At 63.0% G+C, this 24,461-nt stretch carries 21 protein-coding genes; 18 read left to right on the plus strand and 3 right to left on the minus strand.

Annotated features, from left to right (window positions below; translation table 11 throughout):
- Window positions 1-23: 23 nt before the first annotated feature.
- Window positions 24-1,034, minus strand: a complete 1,011-nt coding sequence (locus ACEN9O_RS30965; RefSeq protein ID WP_495615599.1) for a DUF1176 domain-containing protein — start codon at window positions 1,032-1,034, stop codon at window positions 24-26.
- Between the two features lie 62 nt (window positions 1,035-1,096).
- Complete coding sequence (orn, locus tag ACEN9O_RS30970) at window positions 1,097-1,693, minus strand: oligoribonuclease (protein WP_495615600.1); 597 nt, start codon at window positions 1,691-1,693, stop codon at window positions 1,097-1,099.
- A 65-nt stretch (window positions 1,694-1,758) separates the two neighbouring features.
- Between orn and ACEN9O_RS30975 the strand changes: the two genes are divergently transcribed.
- The 17 genes from ACEN9O_RS30975 to ppnP all read left to right on the plus strand — a co-directional run bounded on the left by ACEN9O_RS30975 (window position 1,759) and on the right by ppnP (window position 22,609).
- Window positions 1,759-3,027, plus strand: a complete 1,269-nt coding sequence (locus tag ACEN9O_RS30975; RefSeq protein WP_495615601.1) for a M48 family metallopeptidase — start codon at window positions 1,759-1,761, stop codon at window positions 3,025-3,027.
- Window positions 3,024-3,392: a 4a-hydroxytetrahydrobiopterin dehydratase gene (locus ACEN9O_RS30980; RefSeq protein WP_495615602.1), complete on the plus strand. Its 369-nt coding sequence runs from the start codon at window positions 3,024-3,026 to the stop codon at window positions 3,390-3,392. Before ACEN9O_RS30975 ends, ACEN9O_RS30980 begins: the two co-directional genes overlap by 4 nt.
- Window positions 3,389-4,303 (plus strand): ribosome small subunit-dependent GTPase A, encoded by a 915-nt coding sequence (rsgA, locus tag ACEN9O_RS30985; RefSeq protein WP_495615603.1) that lies wholly within the window; start codon window positions 3,389-3,391, stop codon window positions 4,301-4,303. The genes ACEN9O_RS30980 and rsgA overlap by 4 nt, the downstream gene beginning before the upstream one ends.
- The gene (locus ACEN9O_RS30990) at window positions 4,278-5,624 is read left to right on the plus strand and encodes an AAA family ATPase (RefSeq protein ID WP_495615604.1); all 1,347 of its coding nucleotides are present in this window, start codon (window positions 4,278-4,280) and stop codon (window positions 5,622-5,624) included. Before rsgA ends, ACEN9O_RS30990 begins: the two co-directional genes overlap by 26 nt.
- A 3-nt stretch (window positions 5,625-5,627) precedes the next feature.
- Entirely contained in the window at window positions 5,628-6,275 is a 648-nt protein-coding gene (locus ACEN9O_RS30995; RefSeq protein ID WP_495615605.1) for a hypothetical protein, read from the plus strand.
- Between the two features lie 201 nt (window positions 6,276-6,476).
- Window positions 6,477-9,311, plus strand: a complete 2,835-nt coding sequence (locus ACEN9O_RS31000) for a GAF domain-containing sensor histidine kinase (RefSeq protein ID WP_495615606.1) — start codon at window positions 6,477-6,479, stop codon at window positions 9,309-9,311.
- A gap of 138 nt (window positions 9,312-9,449) precedes the next feature.
- Window positions 9,450-10,376: an ornithine carbamoyltransferase gene (argF, locus tag ACEN9O_RS31005; RefSeq protein WP_495615607.1), complete on the plus strand. Its 927-nt coding sequence runs from the start codon at window positions 9,450-9,452 to the stop codon at window positions 10,374-10,376.
- 97 nt (window positions 10,377-10,473) lie between these two features.
- Complete coding sequence (locus ACEN9O_RS31010) at window positions 10,474-11,706, plus strand: argininosuccinate synthase (protein WP_495615608.1); 1,233 nt, start codon at window positions 10,474-10,476, stop codon at window positions 11,704-11,706.
- A gap of 114 nt (window positions 11,707-11,820) precedes the next feature.
- The gene (locus tag ACEN9O_RS31015) at window positions 11,821-13,635 is read left to right on the plus strand and encodes a methyl-accepting chemotaxis protein (protein ID WP_495615609.1); all 1,815 of its coding nucleotides are present in this window, start codon (window positions 11,821-11,823) and stop codon (window positions 13,633-13,635) included.
- 43 nt (window positions 13,636-13,678) lie between these two features.
- Window positions 13,679-15,493 (plus strand): methyl-accepting chemotaxis protein, encoded by a 1,815-nt coding sequence (locus ACEN9O_RS31020; RefSeq protein WP_495615610.1) that lies wholly within the window; start codon window positions 13,679-13,681, stop codon window positions 15,491-15,493.
- Window positions 15,494-15,505: 12 nt separating this feature from the next.
- Window positions 15,506-15,949, plus strand: a complete 444-nt coding sequence (locus ACEN9O_RS31025; RefSeq protein WP_495615611.1) for a chemotaxis protein CheW — start codon at window positions 15,506-15,508, stop codon at window positions 15,947-15,949.
- On the plus strand, window positions 15,946-17,190 hold the full coding sequence (locus ACEN9O_RS31030) for a CheR family methyltransferase (RefSeq protein ID WP_495615612.1): 1,245 nt from the start codon (window positions 15,946-15,948) through the stop codon (window positions 17,188-17,190). The genes ACEN9O_RS31025 and ACEN9O_RS31030 overlap by 4 nt, the downstream gene beginning before the upstream one ends.
- 12 nt (window positions 17,191-17,202) lie before the next feature.
- A complete protein-coding gene (locus ACEN9O_RS31035; protein ID WP_495615613.1) occupies window positions 17,203-17,892 on the plus strand; it encodes a chemotaxis protein CheW in 690 nt (229 codons plus the stop codon).
- Entirely contained in the window at window positions 17,889-20,168 is a 2,280-nt protein-coding gene (locus ACEN9O_RS31040) for a hybrid sensor histidine kinase/response regulator (RefSeq protein ID WP_495615614.1), read from the plus strand. The genes ACEN9O_RS31035 and ACEN9O_RS31040 overlap by 4 nt, the downstream gene beginning before the upstream one ends.
- Window positions 20,165-21,208: a chemotaxis-specific protein-glutamate methyltransferase CheB gene (cheB, locus tag ACEN9O_RS31045; protein ID WP_495615615.1), complete on the plus strand. Its 1,044-nt coding sequence runs from the start codon at window positions 20,165-20,167 to the stop codon at window positions 21,206-21,208. Before ACEN9O_RS31040 ends, cheB begins: the two co-directional genes overlap by 4 nt.
- Before the next feature lie 22 nt (window positions 21,209-21,230).
- The gene (locus ACEN9O_RS31050) at window positions 21,231-22,298 is read left to right on the plus strand and encodes a diguanylate cyclase (RefSeq protein ID WP_495615616.1); all 1,068 of its coding nucleotides are present in this window, start codon (window positions 21,231-21,233) and stop codon (window positions 22,296-22,298) included.
- Window positions 22,295-22,609, plus strand: a complete 315-nt coding sequence (gene ppnP, locus ACEN9O_RS31055; protein ID WP_020705687.1) for a pyrimidine/purine nucleoside phosphorylase — start codon at window positions 22,295-22,297, stop codon at window positions 22,607-22,609. The genes ACEN9O_RS31050 and ppnP overlap by 4 nt, the downstream gene beginning before the upstream one ends.
- A gap of 99 nt (window positions 22,610-22,708) precedes the next feature.
- Here ppnP and murB read toward each other — a convergent pair whose 3' ends face one another.
- Window positions 22,709-23,737 carry a UDP-N-acetylmuramate dehydrogenase gene (gene murB, locus ACEN9O_RS31060; RefSeq protein WP_495615617.1) on the minus strand — a complete coding sequence of 343 codons (1,029 nt, stop codon included), beginning with the start codon at window positions 23,735-23,737 and terminating at the stop codon, window positions 22,709-22,711.
- Between the two features lie 155 nt (window positions 23,738-23,892).
- Here murB and ACEN9O_RS31065 point away from each other — a divergent pair, with 155 nt between their 5' ends.
- Window positions 23,893-24,378: a YajQ family cyclic di-GMP-binding protein gene (locus ACEN9O_RS31065; RefSeq protein ID WP_070360205.1), complete on the plus strand. Its 486-nt coding sequence runs from the start codon at window positions 23,893-23,895 to the stop codon at window positions 24,376-24,378.
- Window positions 24,379-24,461: the final 83 nt, after the last annotated feature.

Below are 24,461 nucleotides of genomic sequence, written 5' to 3' on the forward strand. Positions count from 1 at the left end.
GCGCGATAGCGCGCCGCCTCGCCTCACCAGACCATCTTGGCCACCCATTCGCGCAGCGTGACACCGCCCGGCATGCCGCGGCATATATTGGCCTGGGACATGTCCACCAGCTGGAAGCCCTGCGCCGTCCAGACCCAGGTCCAGAAGGCGCCGCAATCGAAGATCCCGCGCCCCTTGGCATAGCTGTTCAGCTTGCCGTCTTCGAACGACGCGTTCATCACGCCGCCTTCCTCCATGCCTGGCGGGTTCAATGGTTGGGGGTCGTAAGGCGGCTTGTCGCGGGCGATCCACAGCCCGTAGGAGGATTGATAGGCGGCGCGATCGCACTCCAGCATCAGCAGCACCTTGCCGCCAGGCAGGCGGTGGATGCTCTGGTCGGCGTTCGAATCCTTGAGGTCCTCGCCGCAATCTGCGGGGCGTATCGTCTTCACGATGGCGGCCAGCAGCTTATCGTCGCCTTTCTGCGCGGGCGGCATGGCCAACGGCCGCACCGTCGGCGGCGCCAGCGGCGGCAGCACCGCGCTGGCCGGCCGCGTGCCGGGCTTGACCAGCGCCGTGACAGTGCCCACCCGCCCTTGCAGATCGTCCATCTTCAGCAAGACCGCCTTCAGACCGGCCAGCGACAACAACCACTGATGCTTCCCGTCCGACACCTTGGCCGACTCGGCGTTCAGCAACTGCGGCATCAGCCGCGCGACCTGCTCCATCGTCAATCCGGTTTCCGCCTTCAGGCCGCCCAGCGCCAGCTTGCCGACGGTGATGGTCAAGGGCCCGGCATCCTTGTCGTCGGGGGTCACCACAAGCAACTTGGCCTCCAGCGCGGCGGCGGGGCCGGCATCGCGCCCCAGCCACAAGGCCACCGGCGCGCTTTCCGACTCCTCGGTCTGGAAGCCGGCCGCCTCGCAGCGGCGCGTGTTATCGCAGGCGACTTCCCAATCCTTGGAGCCGAACCGCGCGGCCTCGGCCGGGGCGGCGCCGGCCGCGGCCGCGGCAGCCAGCGCCGCCGTTATCAAAACAAGTTTCAATTTTTTCATGTTTTTCCCCGCAGGCGAAAAAAAACAGGTTCGACGGAACCTGTTTCGGCGATGCGCGCAGCTTACAGCTTGATGAAGTGCTCGCGGTAGTATTTCAGCTCGTCGATCGACTCGATGATGTCGGCCATCGCGGTGTGCTTCTGGTGCTTCTTGAAGCCGCCGACGATTTCCGGTTTCCAGCGCTTGCACAACTCCTTGAGCGTGGACACGTCGATATTGCGATAGTGGAAATAGGCTTCCAGCTTCGGCATGTAGCGCACCATGAAGCGGCGGTCCTGGCCGATGGTGTTGCCGCACATCGGCGCTTTGCCCTTCGGCACCCACAGCTTCATGAACTTGATCAGTTCCTCTTCCGCCTCGGCCTCGCTCACGGTCGACGCCTTGACGCGCTCGATCAGGCCCGAACGGCCGTGCGTGCCCTTGTTCCAGGCGTCCATCTTGTCCAGCGTCTCGTCGCTCTGGTGGATCGCGAACACCGGGCCTTCGGCCAGCACGTTCAGGTGCATATCGGTGATCACCACGGCCACTTCGATGATGCGGTCGGTGTCCGGCTCCAGGCCGGTCATCTCCATGTCGACCCAGACCAGGTTGAATTCATTCTGGCGCGGGGTGACGGCTTCCGGTGCGGAACCTTCTGGCAAATCATTAGCTTGTGACATAATTCTCTCTTGGCTCGCTCGGAGCCACTATTTATCCGAATCCGCCATTTTCTCACAGGCATAGAATGTATTCACTCGCGTTTTCGATTTTGTTTGTATCTTTCATCATTTTGACGCTGATCGTGCGCTTCTGGCTTGCCTCGCGCCACATCCGCCATGTGCTGGCCCACCGCAACGCCGTGCCGGCCGAATTCGCCGAGAGTATCCCCCTTGCCGCCCACCAGAAGGCGGCCGACTACACCGTCGCCCGCACCAAGTTCGGCCTGATCACCCTGCTGGTCAACACCGTGGTGCTGGTCGGCTTCACGCTGCTGGGCGGCCTGCAATGGCTGTCGGTGGAGATCTTCAAGCTCACCGGCCCCGGCATGGTCTACCAGCTGGCGCTGCTGGCGGCGTTCGCCGCCGTGTCCGGCATCATCGACCTGCCCTTCGACTACTACAAGCAGTTCGGCCTGGAACAGCGCTTCGGCTTCAACAAGATGACCCCCGGCCTGTTCTTCGCCGACATGGTCAAGGGCCTGCTGCTGGGCGCGGCCATCGGCCTGCCGCTGGTGTGGGTCATGCTGACCCTGATGGAAAAATCCGGCAACCTGTGGTGGCTGTACGCCTGGATGGTGTGGAGCGGCTTCCAGCTGCTGATGATGGTGTTGTTCCCGACCGTGATCGCGCCGCTGTTCAACAAGTTCACGCCGCTGGAAGACCAGTCGCTCAAGGCCCGCATCGAGGGCCTGATGAGCCGCGTCGGCTTCGCCTCCAAGGGCCTGTTCGTGATGGACGGCTCCAAGCGCAGCGCCCACGGCAACGCCTACTTCTCCGGCTTCGGCGCCAACAAGCGCATCGTGTTCTTCGACACCCTGCTCTCGCGCCTGCAGCCGCAGGAGATCGAGGCGGTGCTGGCGCATGAGCTGGGCCACTTCAAGCTCAAGCACATCATCAAGCGCATCAGCATGATGTTCGCGATCTCGCTGGCCTTCCTGGCGCTGCTGGGCTACCTGAAGAACCAGCTGTGGTTCTACACCGGCCTGGGCGTCGATCCGCTGCTGCTGCCGGGCCAGGGCAACGACGCCATGGTGCTGCTGCTGTTCATGCTGGTGCTGCCGGTGTTCACCTTCCTGTTCGGCCCGCTGACCTCGATCAGCTCGCGCAAGCACGAGTTCGAGGCGGACGCCTTCGCCGCCCGGCACACCGACGCCCGCGACCTGGTCTCGGCCCTGGTCAAGATGTACGAGGACAACGCCTCGACCCTGACGCCGGACCCGCTGCACTCGGCCTTCTACGACTCGCACCCGCCGGCCAGCGTGCGCATCCGTCACCTGCACGCGGCGGCCGCATGAGCATAGCCCCCCCCACCCACGCCGAGCTGCTGAACCGCCGCTGCCATCCGGCCCGGGACGCGCTCAGCGCCGACGAGGCCGCGCGCCTGGTGGCGCTGCTGCCCGGCTGGTCGCTGGAAAACGGCAAGCTGGTCCGCACCTTCAGCTTCACCAACTACTATCGCACCATGGCCTTCGTCAACGCGCTGGCCTACCTGAGCCACGCCGAAGACCACCACCCGGAAATGACCGTGACTTACAAAACCTGCATCGTCCGCTACGACACCCACTCGGTCAACCAAGGCCAGGGCGGCCTGTCCGACAACGACTTCATCTGCGCGGCCAAGGCCGGCGTGCTGTTCCACTCGGCGGCGGTCAAGCAATGAGCCAGCAAGCCAACGCGCAACTGAGCGCCACCATCATCGCCGCCCACGGCCGCCACTACCTGGCCGAGGCGGACGGCGTCAAGCTGCAGTGCGTCACGCGCGGCAAGAAGACCAATGTCGCGGTCGGCGACCAGGTGCGCATCACGCTGACCTCGCCCGACCAGGGCGTGATCGACAAGATCGAGGAACGCAAGACCCTGCTCTACCGCTCGGACCAATACAAGTCCAAGCTGCTCGCGGCCAACCTGACGCAGCTGTTCATCGTGGTCGCCACCGAGCCCGGCTTCGCCGACGACCTGGTGTCGCGCTCGCTGGTGGCGGCCGAGGCGGCCGGCATCACCGCCCGCCTGATCCTCAACAAGACCGACGTCACCGAATCGCTGGAGCGCACCCGCGAGCGGCTGCAGCCGTACGCCTCGCTCGGCTACCCGGTGCACGAGGTCTCGGCCAAGGCGCGCCCCGACGAGGCGCTGGCCGTGCTGAAGCCGCTGCTGGCCGGCCAGTCGTCGATCCTGATCGGCCAGTCCGGCATGGGCAAGTCCTCGCTGATCAACCTGCTGGTGCCGGACGCCGACATCGCCGTGCGCGAGATCTCCGCCGCGCTCGACACCGGCAAGCACACCACCACCTTCACCCGGCTGTACCAGTTGCCGGAACTGGGCATAGGTTCGTCCATCATCGATTCGCCCGGCTTCCAGGAGTTCGGCCTGTACCACCTGAGCGAAGGCATGCTGGAGCGCGCCTTCGTCGACTTCGAGCCCTACCTGGGCCAGTGCAAGTTCTACAACTGCCGCCACCTGATCGAGCCGCAATGCGCGATCCTGTCCGCCGTGGCTGATGGCAAGATTGCCAAAATGCGCCACACGCTGTACGGCCAGCTGTTGCATGAATCGTCGCAAACCTTATATTAACGATCAACAAAAAATATTGAATAAAACTATGATAAAGAATATTCAAATCAGCAATTACAAATCCATAAGCAAGCTCAACCTTAACTTAGGACGAATAAATGTATTCATAGGCGAAAACGGCGCGGGAAAGAGCAACATACTCGAAGCAATTGTGTTAGGTGGTGCGGCAAGCGCAGAAAAACTGGACAATGAATTTCTTGCATCAAGAGGGTTACGAGTCACAAAACCAGAATTTATGCGACCAGCTTTCCCCAACTCAAGTTTAACAGTTCCAATTTCGATTTCCTTTGAAAACAAAGATGAAAAATTTGTCTCATTTTCATTAAAAAATGATAACTCTCTGTATTCAAAGTGGACAAGCAATTTCACCACAAACGAAGAAAACTTAAATTTCGAATCATTGAAATTGGTTATAACTGATTTTCTTCGATGGCAATCTGAAACCGAGGTGGATAACGAGAAAAAAAAACAGGCCAATGATTCTTTCACATCTTTCATGGCTGCATTAACTAAAAACATTGAAGTTGAAACACAAAATATAAAAACAAAAAAAACAAAAAAAATAGATTCAAAAATAAATATAAAACTCGCCATAGAAGGTGACAACGAATTCAGAAACATAGTCAATCGCTCCAGCTTTAAGACGTCAGAATTCAAAGAGGAAATTGGTAACTTCTTAATCTATTCACCTGAAAATTCCTCACTTCGTCTTTTTGAAGACGAGGGACAAATTGAACCATTAGGAATTAATGGCGAAGGATTACTAAAATTGCTATTCTTCTTTTCGACCCAAGACCCATCAATAGTGCTGGGAAAAATTGAGGAAGCAATGAGAGTTCTCGACTGGTTTGATAATTTCAAAACCGTCACAGAAATTAACGACAACAGATTATTTATTAAAGATCGGTATCTTGATGATTCAGCTCAGGATTTCGATCAAAAAAGTGTCAACGAAGGCTTCTTCTTCTTGCTATTCTATTTTTCACTTTTCGCCTCCGATCTAACTCCAAAATTTTTTGCAATCGATAATATTGACGCATCGCTCAACCCCAAGCTATGCCAAAAATTAATGACAAAACTTAACGCGCTCTCTATAGAAAACAAAAAACAGGTTATTTTAACTACGCACAATCCATCCATCTTGGATGGCATTAATTTAGACGACGATGAACAACGGCTTTTCGTCATTTCTCGCGATAAAAATGGTTCGACCAAAGCAAAAAGAATAATGAAGCCAAAATCATCGCCAACAAAACCAAATCATAAGCTTTCAGAACTATTCATAAATGGCGTTCTTGGTGGGCTACCAAAAGGATTTTAATCAATGACAAGCTTTGCTCTAGTGACAGAAGGGGGAACTGATCAAGCCGTCATCGAAATAATTCTAAATACAAAATATGAAGATTTTGATTTGGACGTAGCTTTTTCTCAACCATTATTAGATGAGACCGATAAAAATCGTTTCGGTGCGTTTGGCGGATGGGAAAACGTCTTCAACTACTGTCAGACCACTTATTTCGACGATCTCTTCTTGTTCAACGATTATGTAATAATTCAAATAGATACCGATTGTGCGGAGCATAAAAATTTCGGCGTTCATCTCACTCAAAATGGAAAAGAAAGAAGTCCAAGTGAAATAATAGTGGATGTGATAGATAAAATAAATTCGAAAATAAAAAAAGAAACGCTCAAAAACTACTCTGAAAATATATTTTATGCAATTTCCGTCCATTCTTTGGAATGTTGGATAATTCCACTATATGACAAGACGAAACAAAATCAACGAACGTTAAACTGCGAAAAGCATTTAAATTTAGCATTGTCGAAAAAAGATATTAAACTCGAAAAAGAATATCGAACATATCAAAAAATATCGAAAGATCTAAAAAATCCGACAGCACTAAAATATTGCCAAGAAAGAAATATAAGCTTGAACCACTTTATAAATTCCCTTCCGGAAATAGCCATTTAAATCTTTGATCATCACTGCTACAGCATTGCTTTAATGGAACATTAAAATATTTATATGCATACCCCGGCCTGAATTTTCGCTCATGAAAGCAATTTTTGTGGCGTGCCCACAGCCAGTATTTTCACCGGTATAATTCCTCAAGGCAATCTCCCCCAAGCGGCGCACAAGCCTGCACTGCGTCATATGGCCCGAAGGACACCGATGGACATATTTGCGGTCGACGACGAAGTAGCGCAATGGGAAACGGCCCTGCTGCCGTTGCGCGGCCCTGCGCGCCTGCCGGTGCTGGTGCCGCTGGCCTGGCACCTGCGCCAGCGCGACACCGCGCGCGCCGTCGCCCTGGCCGCCAAAGGCCGCCAGCTGCTGTCCGCCACCGCCCTGTCGCCGGACGACATGCTCTTGGTATCGGCCCGGCTGCAGCTGGTGCAGGCCGAAGCCACCTGGCTGGCCGGCGAGCTCGATGACGCCGCCGCCCTCGCCGAACAAGCCTACGACCAGCTGTGCCAACAGGGCGACCACCAGGGCTGCGCCGACGCCCACTGGCTGCGCGCCTGGATCGCCATCGACCGCGGCGACCACCGCGCCGGCGAGAGCGAACTGGAGCTGATGGCCACCGCCGCCCGCCAGGCCGGCGACGAGCAGCGCGCCGACGTCGCCGAAGCGGCCATCGCCCGCTGGGCCGTGCTGCAGGACCTGCGCGCGGCCGAACGCCGCTGGGGCAGGCGCTTCGCCAGCGACCAGGCGCCGCGGCATCCCGGCGTGGCGGCCTGGGTGTACGACTTCTTCGGCCTGTCGGCCAGCCAGCACAGCGACCACGGCACCGCCGCGCGCCACTACATCCACTGCTACGAAACGGCACTGGAGACGGGCCAGGTGCGCGTCGCCGTCACCGCCGCGATCAATATCGGCCTCAATTTCACCATCCTCAACGACCACCACTCGGCGCTGGAATGGATGCAAAGCGCGCTCGATCTGGCGCGCCCCACCGGCTGGCCGCGCAGCATCGGCGCCTGCCTGATGCACACCGCCGAAACCATGCGCCGCCTGGGCCGCCTCGACGCCACCGAGGAGCTGCTGCAGGAAGCCCTGCAGATCATGACGCCGCTGCCGGGCGCGCGCAGCTACGCGCACGCGCTGTCCTACCTGGGCGACCTGGCGCTGGACAAGGCCGACTACCCCGGCGCGCTGAACGCCTTCCAGCGCATGGCGGGGCGCGCCGACGCGCTGGGCCAGGCCGACTTCCAGTCGATCGCGCGGCGCGGCCAGGCACACGCGCTGTGCTTCCTCGACCGTCCGCAGGAGGCGCTGGAGATGGCCGGGCGCGCGGTCGAACTGGCGGCCGAGCAGGCCAACCGCGACAATCACGTCGCCGCGCTGCGCGTGCTGGCGGTGATCCACGAACGCCACGCGCTGCCGCCGCCGCCCGGCATGACCGAGCAAAACGCCACGCTGCACTACCTGCACCAGGCGCTGGAGGTGGCCTCCGCCATCGACGGCTACACCCTGCCTGGCGAACTGCACGACGCGCTGGGCCGCGAGTACGCGCGGGTCGGCGACTACGCCAGGGCCTACGCCTCGGCGCAGGCCGCCGCCGCCGCGCGCCACAAGACCCACAGCCAGGAAGCCACCAACCGCGCCATCGCCATGCAGGTGCACCACCAGACCGAACACGCGCGCGCCGAAGGCTACCACCACCGCGAACTGGCGGCCTCCGAGGCGCGCCGCGCCGAGGTGCTGCAGCAGACCAGCGCCACGCTGGAGCGCCTGTCGGCCATCGGCCAGGAGATCACCACCCACCTCGACGCGGCCGCCGTGTTCCAGGCGCTGACCCGCCACGTCCAGGGCCTGCTGCCGGCCAACACCTTCGCCATCTACCTGTGCGACGCCGGCGACGAAACCGTCAGCCGCGCCTTCGGCATCGAGAACGGCCACGCGCTGCCGACCAACACCATCGCCATCGACAACCCGCGCGCCAACTCGGCGCGCTGCGTGCGCGAGCGGCGCGAGATCTATGTCGAGGAAGCGGGGCCGGACGACATCTTCCTGGCGCCCGGCACCCAGCTGATGGTCAGCGCGCTGTACGTGCCGCTGGTGGTGGGCGAACACGTGCTGGGTGTGATGACGGTGCAGGCCATGCACGCGCGCGCCTACGGCGAACGGGAACGGCTGATCTTCCGCACGCTGTGCGCCTACGGCGCCATCGCGCTGGACAACGCCCGCGCCTACCGCCAGTTGAAGGACGCGCAAACCCAGCTAGTCTCGCAGGAGAAGCTGGCGGCGCTGGGCTCCCTGATGGCCGGCGTGGCGCATGAACTGAACACGCCGATCGGCAACAGCCTGCTGATCGCCAGCACGCTGATACAGAAGACCGAGGAGCTGGAAAAGCAGGTGAACGGCGCGGGCCTGCGCCGCTCCGAGCTGGCCGCCTACCTGGCCGACGCCCGCAAGGCGCACGAGCTGGTGATGCGCGGCCTGACCAGCGCGGCGGACCTGGTCAACAGCTTCAAGCAGGTGGCGGTCGACCGCACCACCGAGCAGCGCCGCGAGTTCAGCCTGCAGCAGGTGACGCACGAAGTGATCGCGACGATGATGAACCGCATCCGCGCCGCCAGCCACCGCATCGAGATCGAGGTGCCGGACCTGATCGCGATGGACAGCTACCCTGGCCCGTTCGGCCAGGTGATCGCCAATTTCATCAACAACGCGCTGCTGCACGCGTTCGCGCGCGACCGCAGCGGCAGCATGTGGCTGCAGGCGTCCATGCCGGCCGAGGGCCGGGTGCTGGTGACCTTCCGCGACAACGGCGGCGGCATCGCGCCGGAACACATGTCGCGCATCTTCGATCCCTTCTTCACCACCAAGCTGGGCCAGGGCGGCAGCGGGCTGGGACTCTCGATCAGCTATAACATTGTCACTTCGCTACTAGGCGGCCAGATCAGCGTCCAGAGTTCGCGCGACGGCACCACCTTCACCCTCGACCTGCCGCTGACGGCGCCCGAGCACCAGACGGCGGCCGCCACCCAGATCTACACTTAGCAACGGCGCGGCCGCGATACCTGTATAGACAGGAGATTCTGCGGCGATTCGCCCTATCTTCCGAATTGCCTTTATAATTGTTCGGCTAAGCCGGCCAGGCACCTCGCCCCATGCCCTGCTCTCCTGTCAGTTGTTAATATGTCTATCCAAAAACCGATCAAGCATTACCTGCAGTTTTCCGACTTCACGTTAGACGAGTATGAATACGTCATCGAACGCGCGCACCTGATCAAACGGAAGTTCAAAAACTACGAGATCTATCATCCGCTGATCGACCGCACCCTGGTCATGGTGTTCGAGAAGAACTCGACCCGCACCCGCCTCTCCTTCGAGGCCGGCATGCACCAGCTGGGCGGCGCCGCCATCTACCTGAACACGCGCGACTCCCAGCTGGGCCGCGGCGAGCCGGTGGAAGACGCCGGCCAGGTCATGAGCCGCATGTGCGACATCATCATGGTGCGCACCTTCGGCCAGGACATCATCGAACGCTTCGCCGCCAATTCGCGCGTGCCGGTGATTAACGGCCTGACCAACGAACACCATCCATGCCAGGTGTTCGCCGACATCTTCACCTACTACGAGCACCGCGGCCCGATCACCGGCAAGACCGTGGCCTGGGTGGGCGACGCCAACAACATGCTGTACTCCTGGCTGCAGGCGGCCGAGGTGTTCGGCTTCCACGTCAACGTGTCGACGCCGAAGGGCTACGACATGGACATGTCGCTGGTCTCGACCGACCGCTACACCTTCTTCGAGAACCCGTCCGACGCCTGCCAGGGCGCGCACCTGGTCAACACCGACGTCTGGACCAGCATGGGCTACGAAGAGGAAAACGCCGCCCGCCTGAAGGCCTTCGACGGCTGGATCGTCGACAGCGCCAAGATGGCGCGCGCCGCGCCGGACGCGCTGTTCATGCACTGCCTGCCGGCCCACCGCGGCGAGGAAGTCTCGGCCGACGTCATCGACGGCCCGCAGTCGGTGGTCTGGGACGAGGCGGAGAACCGCCTGCACATCCAGAAGGCGCTGATCGAGTACCTGCTGTTAGGGCGCATAGAAAACAAGTAAACCGTCATTCCCGCGCAGGCGGGAATCCATACTCAGCATGGGTTCCCGCCTGCGCGGGAACGACGGCAGGAATAACTTCACCAAGAATGGAACTAGCATGAGCGATATTAAAAAAGTAGTCCTCGCCTACTCGGGCGGCCTCGATACCTCCGTCATCCTCAAATGGCTGCAGGATAACTACCAGTGCGAGATCGTCACCTTCACCGCCGACCTGGGCCAGGGCGAAGAGCTGGAACCGGCGCGCGCCAAGGCGATCAAGTTCGGCATCAAGCCTGAGAACATCTACATCGACGACGTGCGCGAAGAGTTCGTGCGCGACTTCGTGTTCCCCATGTTCCGCGCCAACACCGTGTACGAAGGCGAATACCTGCTGGGCACCTCGATCGCGCGTCCGCTGATCGCCAAGCGCCTGATCGAGATCGCCAACGCCACCGGCGCCGACGCCATCTCGCACGGCGCCACCGGCAAGGGCAACGACCAGGTGCGCTTCGAGCTGGGCGCCTACGCGCTCAAGCCAGGCGTGAAGATCATCGCCCCATGGCGTGAGTGGGACCTGCTGTCGCGCGAAAAACTGCTGAAGTACGCGGAAGACGCCGGCATCGACATCGACATGAAGCACAAGAACGGCGGCGCGCCCTACTCGATGGACGCCAACCTGCTGCACATCTCCTTCGAAGGCCGCCACCTGGAAAACCCGAGCGCCGAAGCCGAGGAAACCATGTGGCGCTGGAGCGTCAGCCCCGAGGCGGCGCCGGACCAGCCGGAATACCTGGACATCGAATACGAGAAAGGCGACATCGTCGCCCTGAACGGCGTGCGCATGTCGCCGGCCACCGTGCTGACCGAACTCAATCGCCTGGGCGGCAAGCATGGCATCGGCCGTCTGGACCTGGTGGAAAACCGCTACGTCGGCATGAAGTCGCGCGGCTGCTACGAAACCCCTGGCGGCACCATCATGCTCAAGGCGCACCGCGCCATCGAGTCGATCACGCTGGACCGCGAAGTGGCCCACCTGAAGGACGACCTGATGCCGCGCTACGCATCGATGATCTACAACGGCTACTGGTGGGCGCCGGAACGCGTCGCCATCCAGACGCTGATCGACCACACCCAGGCCACCGTGAACGGCTGGGTGCGCGTCAAGCTCTACAAGGGCAATGTGATCGTCGTCTCGCGCGATTCCAAGACCGACTCGCTGTTTGATATGAACATCGCCACCTTCGACGAAGACGGCGGCGCCTACAACCAGGCCGACGCCGGTGGCTTCATCAAGCTGAACGCGCTGCGCATGCGCATCGCCGCCAACGCGCGCCTGAAGCGCGGCCAGTAAGCCCAACATCAGCAGCAAACGAGGGACCGCCAATTGGCGGTCCTTTTTTTTGTCCTCCACAATCGGCGGCAAAATGTTACATTGCTTCCACCACCAAGCCCCAGTGGAGCACCTATGTTAAAGAACGTCCGTATCAAGTCAAAACTCGCTATCGGTTTCGGTGCCGTCGTCGCCACCATCCTGGTACTGCTGGCCATGGCCTATCTCAACTTCAGGAAGCTGTCGGAGGCCCGCCAATGGGACCGGCATACGCTGGAAGTGCTGCACGAAGCCGATCGTACCTCGATCGCCGTGCTGGAACTGCAAGCGGCCGAACGCGGCTATGTACTGAGCGGCGACGACAAGCTGCTCTCCGTCGGCGCCGACGCCGAAGCCAACCTGGAACACCGCCTGGAGCGGCTGCTGGCGCTTACCTCGGACAATCCCGTTCAGCAGGAGCGCCTGCGGCGGCTGCACACGATGATCAACGACTGGCTCACGCAGGTCTACCATCCGCTGCTGGACAGGCGCCGGGCGCTGGGCCAGAGCGCCGGCGCGGCCGACCAGCTGGGGCACGGCACCGAATTGCGCAACGGCGCCCGCAGCGTCGGCGCCATCCGCGCCCTGATCGACGAAGCCACCGCCGACGAAACCCGCCTGCTCGACGGCCGCACGCGCACCTCGCAAAGTCTGCAGGAGACCATGTCGCTGGTGCTGATCCTGGGCGGCGGCTTGTGCGTGGTGCTGGCCATCGTGATCGGCCTGGTGCTGGCGGGCGCCCTGCTGGCGCCCCTGAACAACCTGACGCACGCGCTGGGCCGCATCGCCGCCGGCGAACAGTCGGCGCGGGCGGAGGTGTTGTCGGGCGATGAAATGGGCCGGGTGACGGCGGAGTTCAACCGCATGGCGCAGGCCATCCAGGACAGCCAGGCCAGCGAACTGGCGGCCACCAACCTGCTCAAGTCCAAGGTCGATTCGCTGCTCGGCGTGGTCTCCAAGGCCGCCGCCGGCGACCTGACCGGCAAGATCGCGGTGGCCGGCGAGGACGCCATCGGCCAGCTCGCGCACGGCCTGGACCGCATGTTCGAGAACCTGCGCGCGCTGCTCAACAACGTGCAGAAGGCCGGCATCCAGGTCACCACCTCGGCCACCGAAATCGCCGCCTCGGCCAGGCAGCAGGAAGCGACCGGCATCGAGCAGGCCCAGACCAGCGCCGAAGTCCTCGCCACCACCAAGGAAATCTCCTCCAGCACCGCCCAGCTGCTCAAGACCATGGAGGACGCCACCGCGGTGGCCGACTACACCACCAGCGCCACCGCCGACGCCCAGACCAACCTGCGCCGCATGGACAGCACCATGCAGCACATGGTCTCGGCCACCGATTCGATCAACGCCAAGCTGGCCGCCTTGTCGGAGAAGGCCTCCAACATCAACAGCGTTTTGATCACCATCACCAAGGTGGCCGACCAGACCAACATCCTCTCGCTCAACGCCGCCATCGAGGCCGAGAAGGCCGGCGAGGCGGGCCGCGGCTTCTCGGTGGTGGCCACCGAGATCCGCCGCCTGGCCGACCAGACCTCGGTCTCCACCTGGGACATCGAGCAGATGCTCAAGGAGATGCAGTCGGCGGTGTCGGCCAGCGTGATGGGCATGGACAAATTCTCCGAGGAGATACGCCGCAGCGTGGGCGAGGTGCGCCAGGTGACGGACCAGCTGTCGGGCGTGATGGACCAGGTGCAGAAGCTGGCGCCGCAGTTCGACGCGGTGCTGCAGGGGATGCAGTCGCAGGCGGTCGGCGCGCAGCAGATCTCCGAAACCATGACGCAGCTGAGCGATGCCACCAGTCAGACGGTGGAATCGCTCAAGGCCACCAGCGAGGCGGTACACCAGCTGCAGTACGCGGCGGGCGACCTGCAGACCAGCGTCGCCAACTTTGCGGTGACAGCTTAAGACGTGGGACGATGCCGCATCGAAGGCGGCGCCTGGAGAAAAAATGTTGAGAGATTTGAGCATCAGGAAGAAGTTGTATCTCGGGTTCAGCGCCATCCTGGCCGTCATCCTGGCGCTGCTGTTGATGGCCTCCCTCAAGTTCAACAGCCTGTCCGACGCCAACGGGTGGGACCGGCATTCGATGGAGGTGATCCAGTCGATCGACAAGATGCGCAACGACCTGCTGCAGGTGCAGGTGGAAGCGCGCGGCTACTACCTGAGCGGCACCCAGGCGCGCCTCGATAGCGCCCGCAAGGAATTGCGCGACCTGCCCGGCTCTCTGCAGGAGATGCAAAAGCTGGTCGGCGACAACCCCGGCCAGACCGCCCGTTTCAAGCAGCTGGAAACCATGATCGCGGTATGGGCGCGCGACGTCATCGAATCGCAGCTGGCCATGCGCCAGCAACTGGGCGACAAACCGGGAGCGGCCGACGCGATGGGACACAACGCGCAGCAGAGCGGCGGCAATGCCGCCATCCACGGGATCCACCAGCTCCTGGACAATGCCGCCGCCGAAGAGCGGCGCCTGCTGGCCGAACGCTCCGACGCCGCGGCCCGGCTGCAGGAAACCATGCGCCTGGTGCTGAGCGGCGGCGGCCTGGCCTGCGTGGCGCTGTCGGCGATGATCGCCTGGACGCTGGGACGTTCGCTGCTGGCGCCGTTGAACAGCCTGACCCACGCGGTGGGCTGCATCGCCGCCGGCGAACAGTCGGCGCGGGCGACGATCGGGAGCGCCGATGAACTGGGCCGGGTGGCGACGGAGTTCAACCGCATGGCGCAGTCCATCCAGGACAGCCAGGCCAGCGAACTGGCGGCCACCAACCTGCTCAAGTCCAAGGTCGATTCGCTGCTCGGCGTGGTCTCCAAAGCCGCCGCCGGCGACCTGACCGGCAAGATCGCGGTGGCCGGCGAGGACGCCATCGGCCAGCTGGCGCATGGCCTGGACCGCATGTTCGAGAATCTGCGCGCGCTGCTCAACAACGTGCAGAAGGCCGGCATCCAGGTCACCACCTCGGCCACCGAAATCGCCGCCTCGGCCAGGCAGCAGGAAGCGACCGGCATCGAACAGGCCCAGACCAGCGTCGAGATCCTCAGCACCACCAAGGAAATCTCCGCCAACACCTCGCAGCTGTTGAAAACCATGGAGGACGCCACCGCGGTGGCCGACTACACCACCAGCGCCACCGCCGACGCCCAGACCAACCTGCGCCGCATGGACAGCACCATGCAGCACATGGTCTCGGCCACCGATTCGATCAACGCCAAGCTGGCCGCCTTGTCGGAGAAGGCCTCCAACATCAACAGCGTTTTGATCACCATCACCAAGGTGGCCGACCAGACCAACATCCTCTCGCTCAACGCCGCCATCGAGGCCGAGAAGGCCGGCGAGGCGGGCCGCGGCTTCTCGGTGGTGGCCACCGAGATCCGCCGCCTGGCCGACCAGACCTCGGTCTCCACCTGGGACATCGAGCAGATGCTCAAGGAGATGCAGTCGGCGGTGTCGGCCAGCGTGATGGGCATGGACAAATTCTCCGAAGAGATACGCCGCAGCGTGGGCGAGGTGCGCCAGGTGACGGACCAGCTGTCGGGCGTGATGGACCAGGTGCAGAAGCTGGCGCCGCAGTTCGACGCGGTGCTGCAGGGGATGCAGTCGCAGGCGGTCGGCGCGCAGCAGATTTCCGAAACCATGACGCAGCTGAACGACGCCACCCAGCAGACGGTGGAATCGCTCAAGGCCACCAGCGAGGCGGTACACCAGCTGCAGTACGCGGCGGGCGACCTGCAGACCAGCGTCGCCAACTTTGCCGTCGCGGCCTGACCGGAGCGGGCGATGAAACTGCTGATCTTCCACATTGGAGCCGACCGCTACGGCCTGCGCCTGCGCGACGTGGTGCGGGTGCTGCCGCTGCTGGAACTGAAGCATCTGCCACTGGCGCCGGACGCCGTCGCCGGCCTGATGGACTTCCACGGCCGGTCGGTGCCGGTGATCGATTTGTGCCGCGCCAGCGGGCTGCCGAGCGGCGCCGATCATTTCGACACCCGCATCATCGTGGTGAACTACCACGCGCCGGAAGGCACGGACCACCTGCTTGGCCTGCGCGCGGAGCGCGTACTGGGCGTGCAGGAAGTCACCGAGTCGCAGCTGGGCGCCAGCGGCGTGCAGGCCGCGCCCTTCCTCGGCCAGGTCGCCAGCGATCCGGGCGGCATGCTGCAACTGGTGGAGCTTGAACACCTGCTGCCGGCGTCGCTGCGCGCGATGCTGTTCCAGCCATGACGCCCGCACAATCCATGCTGCACGAGGCCACCGGCTTGACGCTGTCCAGGTCCACGGTCGAACGCGCGATCAGGCGCCGCATGGAGCGCACCGCCGCCGCCAACCAGGACATCTACCTGGACCGCATGACGCCGGCCGAACTGACAGCGCTGGTGGAGCTGGTGGTGGTGCCGGAGTCGTGGTTCTACCGCGATCCGCAAGCCTTCCAGGCGGCCCTTGATTTTGTCCGCGCGCGCCTGGCCGCCAACGCCAACCATCTGGTGCGCATCCTGTCCATCCCCTGCGCCGGCGGCGAGGAACCCTACACCATGGCGATGGTGCTGGCCGATGCCGGCGTGCGCCGCGACGGCTACATCATCGATGCCGTCGACATCAGCCCCGGCTGCGTGGAGCGCGCCAGGAGCGGCATATACAGCCGCAACGCCTTCCGCAGCCAGGACCTGGCCTTCCGCGAGCGCCACTTCAGCGCCGTCGGCGAGGACTACCGCATCAACGAAGCCTTGCGCCAGCAGGTGCGCTTCAAACAGGGCAACCTGCTGGAGTTCGACCTGAACACGCGCACGGGCCACTACGACGTGATCTTTTGCCGCAACCTGCTGATCTACTTCGACAAGCCCACCACCAGGGCGGCCATCGCCAAGCTGGAGGCCTTGCTGGGCGAAGGCGGGCTGCTGTTCGCCGGCTATGCCGAGGTGCCCTCGTTTTGCCAGCACGGTTTTACGCCACTCCAGTATCCGCAGGCTTTCGGCCTGAGGAAGGAAGACCCGCGGCCGGCGCCTGCCGTCAAGCCGGCAGCCAGGCCTGCACCGCGCGCCGCGCGCCGTGCCGCGCCGCCGGCCGCATCCGCCCTGGCGCCGGCGCCGCTTGCGCAACCGGTGTCGCGGCGTGTGTCCGCGCACGTGCCGGAGCCGGCCACGCCGGCCGCCATCGACCTGTTGGCCGAAGCACACCGGCTGGCCGACCTGGGACTGTTGAAGGAAGCCGAAAACAGCAGCCGCGCCCACCTGGCGCAAGCGCCCGATTCGGCGGAAGCCTATTTCATCCTCGGCCTGGTCAACGAACTGACGAACCAGCACAAACTTGCGGAAGACTACTGGAAGCGCTGCGTCTACCTGCAACCCGACCATTACGAAGCACTGTGCCATCTGGCCTTGCTGGCCGAGACCAACAACGACCCCGGAGCCGCCACCGCGTTGAAGGCCCGCGCCGCACGCGTCTACAAGCGCCAGCAAGAATCATAAGGGCGACCGACCATGAACACCACCTCCCCCTCCCCCATCGCCATCGCCAGCATCGACGACTGCTGGAACCGTATCGGCGTCGTCGGCGACCAAAGCTGCGAGAAACTGGAACAGGCGGTCCATTGCCGCAACTGCGAAGTGTACGCGGCAGCCGCCCAGCGCAACCTGCAACGCGTCGTCGGCGACGACTACAAAAAGGATTGGGCCGCCCACTTTCGTCAGGCCGCCGCCGGCGCGCAGCAGCTGGACGCTTCCTGCCTGGTGTTCCGCATCGGCCGCGAATGGCTGTCGCTGCCGACCAGGATGTTCGTCTCGGTGGCACAGCAGGCCAGGCCGCACCGCCTGCCGCACCGCGCGGAACTGGGCTTGAGCGGAATCGTCAACGTCGGCGGCACGCTGTATCCATGCATGTCGCTGGCGGCGCTGCTGGGCATCGACGAAAGCGAGGGCGTAGCCGCCACCAACCGCCATACCTTCGCGCGCCTGCTGCTGACGCAATGGGAGGACCAGGCCTACGCGCTGCCGGTGGCCGACCTGCACGGCATCCTGCGCTACGCCAGCGCCTCGGTGCAGGCGCCTGCCGCCACCATCAACAAGGGCCTGTCGCGCTTCCTGTCGGGCGTGATAGCGCATGACGACATGCATATCGGCGTGCTCGATGCGGCGCTGATCGGCTACCAACTTGCGAGGTTACTGCGATGAGCCAGAGCGGCGACAACACCGGCAACGGTGACCTGAGCCAGTTTTCCATGCTGGACCTGTTCCGCATGGAGGCCGAGAGCCAGACCCAGATTCTCACCGACGGCCTGCTGGCCATGGAGCGTCTGAAGGACGACGCCGGCGCCATCGAGTCGATGATGCGGGCGGCGCACTCGATCAAGGGCGCGGCCGCTATCGTCGGCCTGGAGGTGGTGGTGCAGCTGGCGCATGGCATGGAGGACGCCTTCATCGCCGCCCAGCGCGGCAAGCTGGCGCTCTCGCCCAACCGCGTCGATGTGCTGCTGGCAGGCGTCGACCTGATCCTCCAGCTTTCGCGCTTGCAGGACAGCGGCGTCGACGCCTGGCTGGCCGCCAACGCCGCGCTGATCAAGCAGACGCTGGACGCCATCGCCACCATCGCCTTCCTGCCCGAGCCGGTGAACCTGCGGGCGCAAGCCGGCCTGCCGCCGCCTGGCGCACCGAGTGCGCCCGCCGCGCCAGCCGCTGTCGCCGAGGAAGCAGCGGCGGCCGCGCCGCGCGCGCCGGCGGCGCTGAAGGCCGCGCAGAACTTCGACCGGCTGCTGTCGCTGGCCAGCGAATCGCGCATCAACGCGCACCAGATGCATCCCTTCATCCAGGACATGCAACGCTTCAAACGCAACCAGAGCAGCCTGTTCGCGCTGGTCGAGCAGCTGCACGAGGCGATCGCCAACAGCTGCGACGCCGGCCTGAAGGAAAAATCGCTGCTGGCACTGCAAAAGACCCACCCGCTCAAGCAGTTCGTGCTGGAGCACATCGCCGACATCGAAGCCTACGAACGCCGCCTGCTGGCCGTATCGCAAGGCATGGTGGACGAAGTACTGACGCTGCGCATGCGCCCCTTCCGCGACGGCGTGCAGGCCTTCCCGCGCATGGTGCGCGACCTGGCCCGCAACCTGGGCAAGGAGGTGCAACTGCAGATCATCGGCGAGGACACGCTGGTCGACCGCGACATCCTGGCCAAAATCGAAAGCCCGCTCAACCACATGCTGCGCAACGCCGTCGACCACGGCATGGACGTGCCGGAGGTGCGCGCCGCCGCCGGCAAGCCCGCCGTCGGCACCATCGTGCTGGAAGCGAAGCACCGCGCCGGCATGCTCAGTATCGAGATCAACGACGACGGCCGGGGCGTCGACCTGGAAAAAATCCGTGCCCTCGTCGTGGAGCGCAAGATGGCCAGCCCGCAGATGGCGGCCTCGCTGTCGCCGGCCGAGCTGCTGGAGTTCCTGTTCCTGCCCGCCTTCAGCCTGAAAGAGAACACCACCGAGATTTCCGGGCGCGGCGTCGGCCTGGACATCGTGCACGAAACCATACGTTCGCAAAACGGCACCGTGCGCATCGAATCGGAACTGGGCGCCGGATTCCGCACCTGCATCACGCTGCCGTTGACGCAGTCGATCGTGCGCGCGCTGGTGGTGGACATCAAGGGCGAGGCCTACGCCGTACCCATCGTGCAGGTGGAGCGCGTGGTCAAGGTGGCGCAGTCGGCCATCCACACGCTGGAGAGCAAGCAGTTCTTCGATCTCGGTGGCGAACATCTGGGCCTGGTCTCGGCCGCGCAGGTGCTGGAACTGGGCGACACCGACGCCAGCAGCGACGAGCTGGCGGTGGTCGTCATCGGCAGCGGCGCCCGCCGCTACGCCCTGGTGGTGGAAGCGATACGCGGCGAACAAAGCCTGGCGGTGCAGGCGCTCGATCCGATCTTCGGCAAGATGCGCGACATCTCCGCCGCCGCCCTGCTCGACGACGGCGAGCCGGTGCTGATCCTCGACGTGCCCGACCTGCTGCTCTCCATCGACAAGCTGCTGCACGAAGGCGGCCTGCATCAACTGGCCAAGTCCGACCAGGCCGAGCGCCGCAAGGCCAAGCGCATCCTGGTGGTCGACGATTCGCTCACGGTGCGCGAAATGGAGCGCAAGCTGCTGCTGGGCCGGGGCTTCCTGGTCGATATCGCCATCGACGGCATCGACGGCTGGAACGTGGTGCGCAGCGGCGACTACGACCTGGTGATCACCGACGTCGACATGCCGCGCATGGACGGCATCGAACTGGTCACGCTGATCAAAAAGGACATCCACCTGCATCAACTGCCAGTCATGATAGTCTCCTACAAGGATCGTCCGGAAGACCGCGCGCGCGGGCTCTCGGCCGGCGCCGACTATTACCTGACCAAGGGCAGCTTCCACGACGAGACGCTGCTCGATGCCGTCAACGACCTGATAGGAGATGCCCGCAGATGAAGATCGCCATCGCCAACGATGTCGCCATGGCAGCCGAAGCGCTGCGGCGGGTGGTCGCCAGCACGGCGGAGCACCAGGTGCTGTGGATCGCCCGCACCGGCGTCGAGGCGGTGCGCATGTGTGCCGACAACCTGCCGGACCTGATCCTGATGGACCTGAACATGCCTGAGCTGGACGGCGTCGAGGCGACCCGGCAGATCATGGAGCACAGCCCGTGCGCCATCCTGGTGGTGACCGGGCGGCCGCAGGACAATGTCAACCAGGTGTTCCGCGCGCTGGGCGCCGGGGCGCTGGATGTGACGGCGACGCCTGTGTTGCAGGGAAAACCGGGCGGCGATGCCGAACTGCTGGCCAAGATCCGCACCATGGACAAGCTGATACGCCACAGCGGCGGCAGCCAGGCGATGATGCCCAGGAGCGCCGCCAACGGCAATGGCAATGGCGCCGAGGCGCAGGAGGCGCCGGTGCGGGTCACCTCGCTGCTGGCGATAGGCGCCTCCACCGGCGGGCCGATGGCGGTATCGAAGATGCTGGCGGGATGGAAGCCGCCGCGCGGCTGCGCCGTGGTGGTGGTGCAGCACATCGACCAGCACTTCGCCGACAATTTCGCCCGCTGGCTGGGCGAACAGCTGGAGATGCCGGTGCGCGCCATCGAGGAAGGCGACGAACTGGTGGCGGGCATGGTCCTTATCGCCAAGAGCAACGACCACTTAACGCTGGATCAAAACCATCGCTTGCGTTACGATGCAAACCCGAAGGACTACGCCTACCGTCCGTCGGTCGACGTGTTTTTCCACTGCGTGGCCCAGCATTGGAAGGGCGAAGCGGTCGGCGTGCTATTGACCGGCATGGGCCGTGACGGCGCCGAGGGTCTGCTGGCCATGCGCCGCGCCGGCCACACGACCATCGCCCAGGACCAGGCCAGCAGCGCCGTCTACGGCATGCCGCGCGCCGCCGCCGAGCTCGAGGCGGCGCAGATGATTTTACCGCTGGCGAAGATCGGCCCGGTCTTGCGCAGCACCCTGGGCGGCCACGGCTGATTTACCCTTAAAGAGAACGACGATGTCCGACGTACCCGCAACCGCAGCAGATCCAGAACAGACGCTGACCGTCTTCAAGGTCCGGGTGCTGCTGGTCGACGATCAGCTGATCATCGTCGAGGCGGTGCGCCGCATGCTGAGCGACCAGGCCGATATCGAATTCCACTACGTGACCGACGCCAACCAGGCCCTGGAGAGTGCGCAGCAATTGCAGCCGACCGTGATCCTGCAGGACCTGGTGATGCCGTCCATCGACGGTTTCAGCATCATCCAGCGCTATCGGGGATGCGAGGAGCTGCGCCACGTGCCGGTGATCGTACTCTCGGCCAAGGAAGACCCCAAGCTCAAGGCGCACAGCTTTGCCATGGGCGCCAACGACTACATGGTCAAGCTGCCCGACAAGCTGGAGCTGCTGGCACGCGTGCGCTATCACTCGGGCGCCCATATCAGCCGGCTGCAACGCGACCAGGCCTTCCGCTTCCTGCGCGAGAGCCAGAAACAGCTGGCTGATGCCAACATCGAACTACGCAAGCTGGCGGCGCTCGATGGCCTGACCGGCATCGCCAACCGCCGTCACTTCGACGAAACCATGGAGCACGAATGGCAGCGCGGCCGGCGCGAAAAGCAGCCTTTGACGCTGCTGCTGTGCGACGTCGATCTATTCAAGCTATATAACGACAGCTTCGGCCACCAGGCAGGCGATTTATGCCTGAAAAAAGTGGCCGCGGTGTTGACCGAACATCTCAAGCGACCGGCCGACCTGGCCGCGCGCTACGGCGGCGAGGAATTTGCCATTATCCTGCCGAATACACCACTGACTGGGGCACTGATCGTGGCCGAGTCGTGCCGCCGCCATCTGGAGCAGCTAGCCCTCGCCAATCCGCGGGCGGACAGCGGCCTGGCCACCTTGACCATGTCGATAGGCGTGGCCAGCGTGGTGCCGTCGCCCGCCTCCAGCGTCGAGCAACTGATCCAGCAAGCCGACCAGGCCCTGTATGCCGCCAAGCACGCCGGCCGCAACCGCGTGGTGAACGCGCACGACCTGCCTGGTCTCCCCTCCGCATCAAACCAAGGAAAAACAGCAGTATGAGTGCACAATTTGATCAAGTCAGCGTCGTCAAGAAATCGAATATCTACTTCGACGGCAAATGCGTTTCGCACAATGTGATCTTCGCCGACGGCAGCAAGAAAAGTGTCGGCGTGATCTTCCCTTCCAGCCTGACCTTCAACACCGGCGCGCCGGAAACGATGGAGATCATCGGCGGCGTATGCAAGGTGCGCCTGGCCGGCGCCAGCGAATGGCAGACCTACGCGGCAGGCCAGGAATTCAAAGTGGGCGGCAATTCGAGCTTTGATATCGAGACCGTTGAGACGGTCGATTACGTCTGCCACTTCGGCTAACAAGTCGTTCCCGCGCACGCGGGAATCCATACGCCGCGTCCGATACCGGCTCGGCATGGGTTCCCGCTTACGCGGGAACGACTTGCGGTGGGGCCTCCATTAAATGAACACCGGCTCCGGCTCCAGCAGCACGCCATAGCGCGCCTGCACGTCCGCCTGGATCGCGCGCGCCAGTGCCACCACGTCGGCGCCTTGCGCGCCGCCGTTATTGACCAGCACCAGCGCCTGTTTCGGGTACACGCCCGCCGCGCCCAGGTTGCGCCCCTTCCATCCGCATTGATCGATCAGCCAACCGGCCGCCAGCTTCTCGCTGCCATCCGGCTGCGCGTGATGCACCAGCGCGGGAAAGCGCTCCAGCAGCGCCGCGCATTGCGCGCCCGTCACCACCGGATTCTTGAAGAAGCTGCCGGCGTTGCCGATCACCGCGGGATCGGGCAGCTTGCGGCGGCGGATCGCAATCACCGTGTCGGCGACCTGCTGCGCGCTCGGCGCGGCCAGGCCCTGCTCGGCCACCGCCTGCGCCAGCTCGGCGTAGCGCAGATTGGGTTGCCACTGCTTCGGCAGCGCGAAGCGGACGTCGAGGATGATCAGGTGGCGCCCCCCCTCCTGCTTGAAGATGCTGTCGCGGTAGCCGAAACGGCAGGCGGCGGCATCCATCGTGCGCGTGCTGCCGTCGGACGGATCGAACACCGTCACGCTGTGGAACACGTCCTTCGTTTCGAGGCCGTAGGCGCCGATGTTCTGGATCGGCGCCGCGCCCACCGTGCCCGGTATCAGCGACAGGTTTTCCAGTCCGCCCACGCCCTGCGCCAGCGTCCACTGCACGAACTCGTGCCAGTTCTCGCCGGCCGCCGCGCGCACGTGGTGGTGGTGTTCGTCGCCGGCCAGCACCTCGCGGCCCTGCAGCGCGATGTGCAAAACCAGTCCCGGAAAGTCCCCGGTCAGCAGCAAATTGCTGCCGCCGCCCAGCACCAGCTTCGGCAAAGAAACCCAGGCGGCATCGGCAAAAACGCCGAGCAGTTGCTCTGTTTTACTCACGCGCAAATACGCGTGCGCCGTCGCCGCAATGCCGAATGTATTAAGAGACTGGAGTGGGAACTGGTATTGAATGGCTGACTGTGGATGCATGGAGGAAAAACCTGGGAAATTTCATCGATTATAGAGCGAAACAAGTAAAAAACCACCGCCGATATGGCGGCGGCGGGCCGGTTGTCCGTTAAAATGTCAGTCTTTGATGCAGCGGGTTTGATTCATGCTGCATGCCACACGAAAAGGAAATAGTTATGCCGTCGTTTGATGTAGTCTCCGAAGCCGATATGATCGAAGTGAAGAATGCTGTCGAGCAATCTCAAAAAGAAATCGCCACCCGTTTTGACTTCAAGGGTACCGGCGCCTCCGTCGAGCACAAGGAAAACGAACTGACCGTCGTCGCCGACTCCGAATTCCAGTTGCAGCAGGTGCGCGATGTGCTGACCAACAAGCTGTCCAAGCGCAAGGTGGACGTGCGCTTCCTGGAAGACGGCGACATCAAGAAGGTGGGCGGCGACAAGGTCAAGCAAGTGATCAAGATCAAAAACGGCATCGAATCCGACGACGCCAAGAAGATCGTGCGCGTCATCAAGGATAGCAAGATGAAAGTTCAAGCGAGCATCCAGGGCGACGCCGTGCGCGTCACCGGCGCCAAGCGCGACGACCTGCAGGCGGCCATGGCCATGCTGCGCAAGGACGTGCCGGAGATGCCGCTGGAATTCAACAACTTCCGCGACTGATCCCCTCGCGCGACGCCCGCCGCGGCGTCACAATGCTGTAGTACACATGGAGTAGAATCGAACCGGGCTCCATGCAAGGTGTA

This window comes from Duganella sp. Dugasp78, assembly GCF_059491455.1.

Bases quoted from the DNA above. Each gene is read 5' to 3' on its own strand.
- ACEN9O_RS30965 (WP_495615599.1), bottom strand. From the start codon at position 1,034: ATGAAAAAATTGAAACTTGTTTTGATAACGGCGGCGCTGGCTGCCGCG.
- orn (WP_495615600.1), bottom strand. From the start codon at position 1,693: ATGTCACAAGCTAATGATTTGCCAGAAGGTTCCGCACCGGAAGCCGTC.
- ACEN9O_RS30975 (WP_495615601.1), top strand. From the start codon at position 1,759: ATGTATTCACTCGCGTTTTCGATTTTGTTTGTATCTTTCATCATTTTG.
- ACEN9O_RS30980 (WP_495615602.1), top strand. From the start codon at position 3,024: ATGAGCATAGCCCCCCCCACCCACGCCGAGCTGCTGAACCGCCGCTGC.
- rsgA (WP_495615603.1), top strand. From the start codon at position 3,389: ATGAGCCAGCAAGCCAACGCGCAACTGAGCGCCACCATCATCGCCGCC.
- ACEN9O_RS30990 (WP_495615604.1), top strand. From the start codon at position 4,278: ATGAATCGTCGCAAACCTTATATTAACGATCAACAAAAAATATTGAAT.
- ACEN9O_RS30995 (WP_495615605.1), top strand. From the start codon at position 5,628: ATGACAAGCTTTGCTCTAGTGACAGAAGGGGGAACTGATCAAGCCGTC.
- ACEN9O_RS31000 (WP_495615606.1), top strand. From the start codon at position 6,477: ATGGACATATTTGCGGTCGACGACGAAGTAGCGCAATGGGAAACGGCC.
- argF (WP_495615607.1), top strand. From the start codon at position 9,450: ATGTCTATCCAAAAACCGATCAAGCATTACCTGCAGTTTTCCGACTTC.
- ACEN9O_RS31010 (WP_495615608.1), top strand. From the start codon at position 10,474: ATGAGCGATATTAAAAAAGTAGTCCTCGCCTACTCGGGCGGCCTCGAT.
- ACEN9O_RS31015 (WP_495615609.1), top strand. From the start codon at position 11,821: ATGTTAAAGAACGTCCGTATCAAGTCAAAACTCGCTATCGGTTTCGGT.
- ACEN9O_RS31020 (WP_495615610.1), top strand. From the start codon at position 13,679: ATGTTGAGAGATTTGAGCATCAGGAAGAAGTTGTATCTCGGGTTCAGC.
- ACEN9O_RS31025 (WP_495615611.1), top strand. From the start codon at position 15,506: ATGAAACTGCTGATCTTCCACATTGGAGCCGACCGCTACGGCCTGCGC.
- ACEN9O_RS31030 (WP_495615612.1), top strand. From the start codon at position 15,946: ATGACGCCCGCACAATCCATGCTGCACGAGGCCACCGGCTTGACGCTG.
- ACEN9O_RS31035 (WP_495615613.1), top strand. From the start codon at position 17,203: ATGAACACCACCTCCCCCTCCCCCATCGCCATCGCCAGCATCGACGAC.
- ACEN9O_RS31040 (WP_495615614.1), top strand. From the start codon at position 17,889: ATGAGCCAGAGCGGCGACAACACCGGCAACGGTGACCTGAGCCAGTTT.
- cheB (WP_495615615.1), top strand. From the start codon at position 20,165: ATGAAGATCGCCATCGCCAACGATGTCGCCATGGCAGCCGAAGCGCTG.
- ACEN9O_RS31050 (WP_495615616.1), top strand. From the start codon at position 21,231: ATGTCCGACGTACCCGCAACCGCAGCAGATCCAGAACAGACGCTGACC.
- ppnP (WP_020705687.1), top strand. From the start codon at position 22,295: ATGAGTGCACAATTTGATCAAGTCAGCGTCGTCAAGAAATCGAATATC.
- murB (WP_495615617.1), bottom strand. From the start codon at position 23,737: ATGCATCCACAGTCAGCCATTCAATACCAGTTCCCACTCCAGTCTCTT.
- ACEN9O_RS31065 (WP_070360205.1), top strand. From the start codon at position 23,893: ATGCCGTCGTTTGATGTAGTCTCCGAAGCCGATATGATCGAAGTGAAG.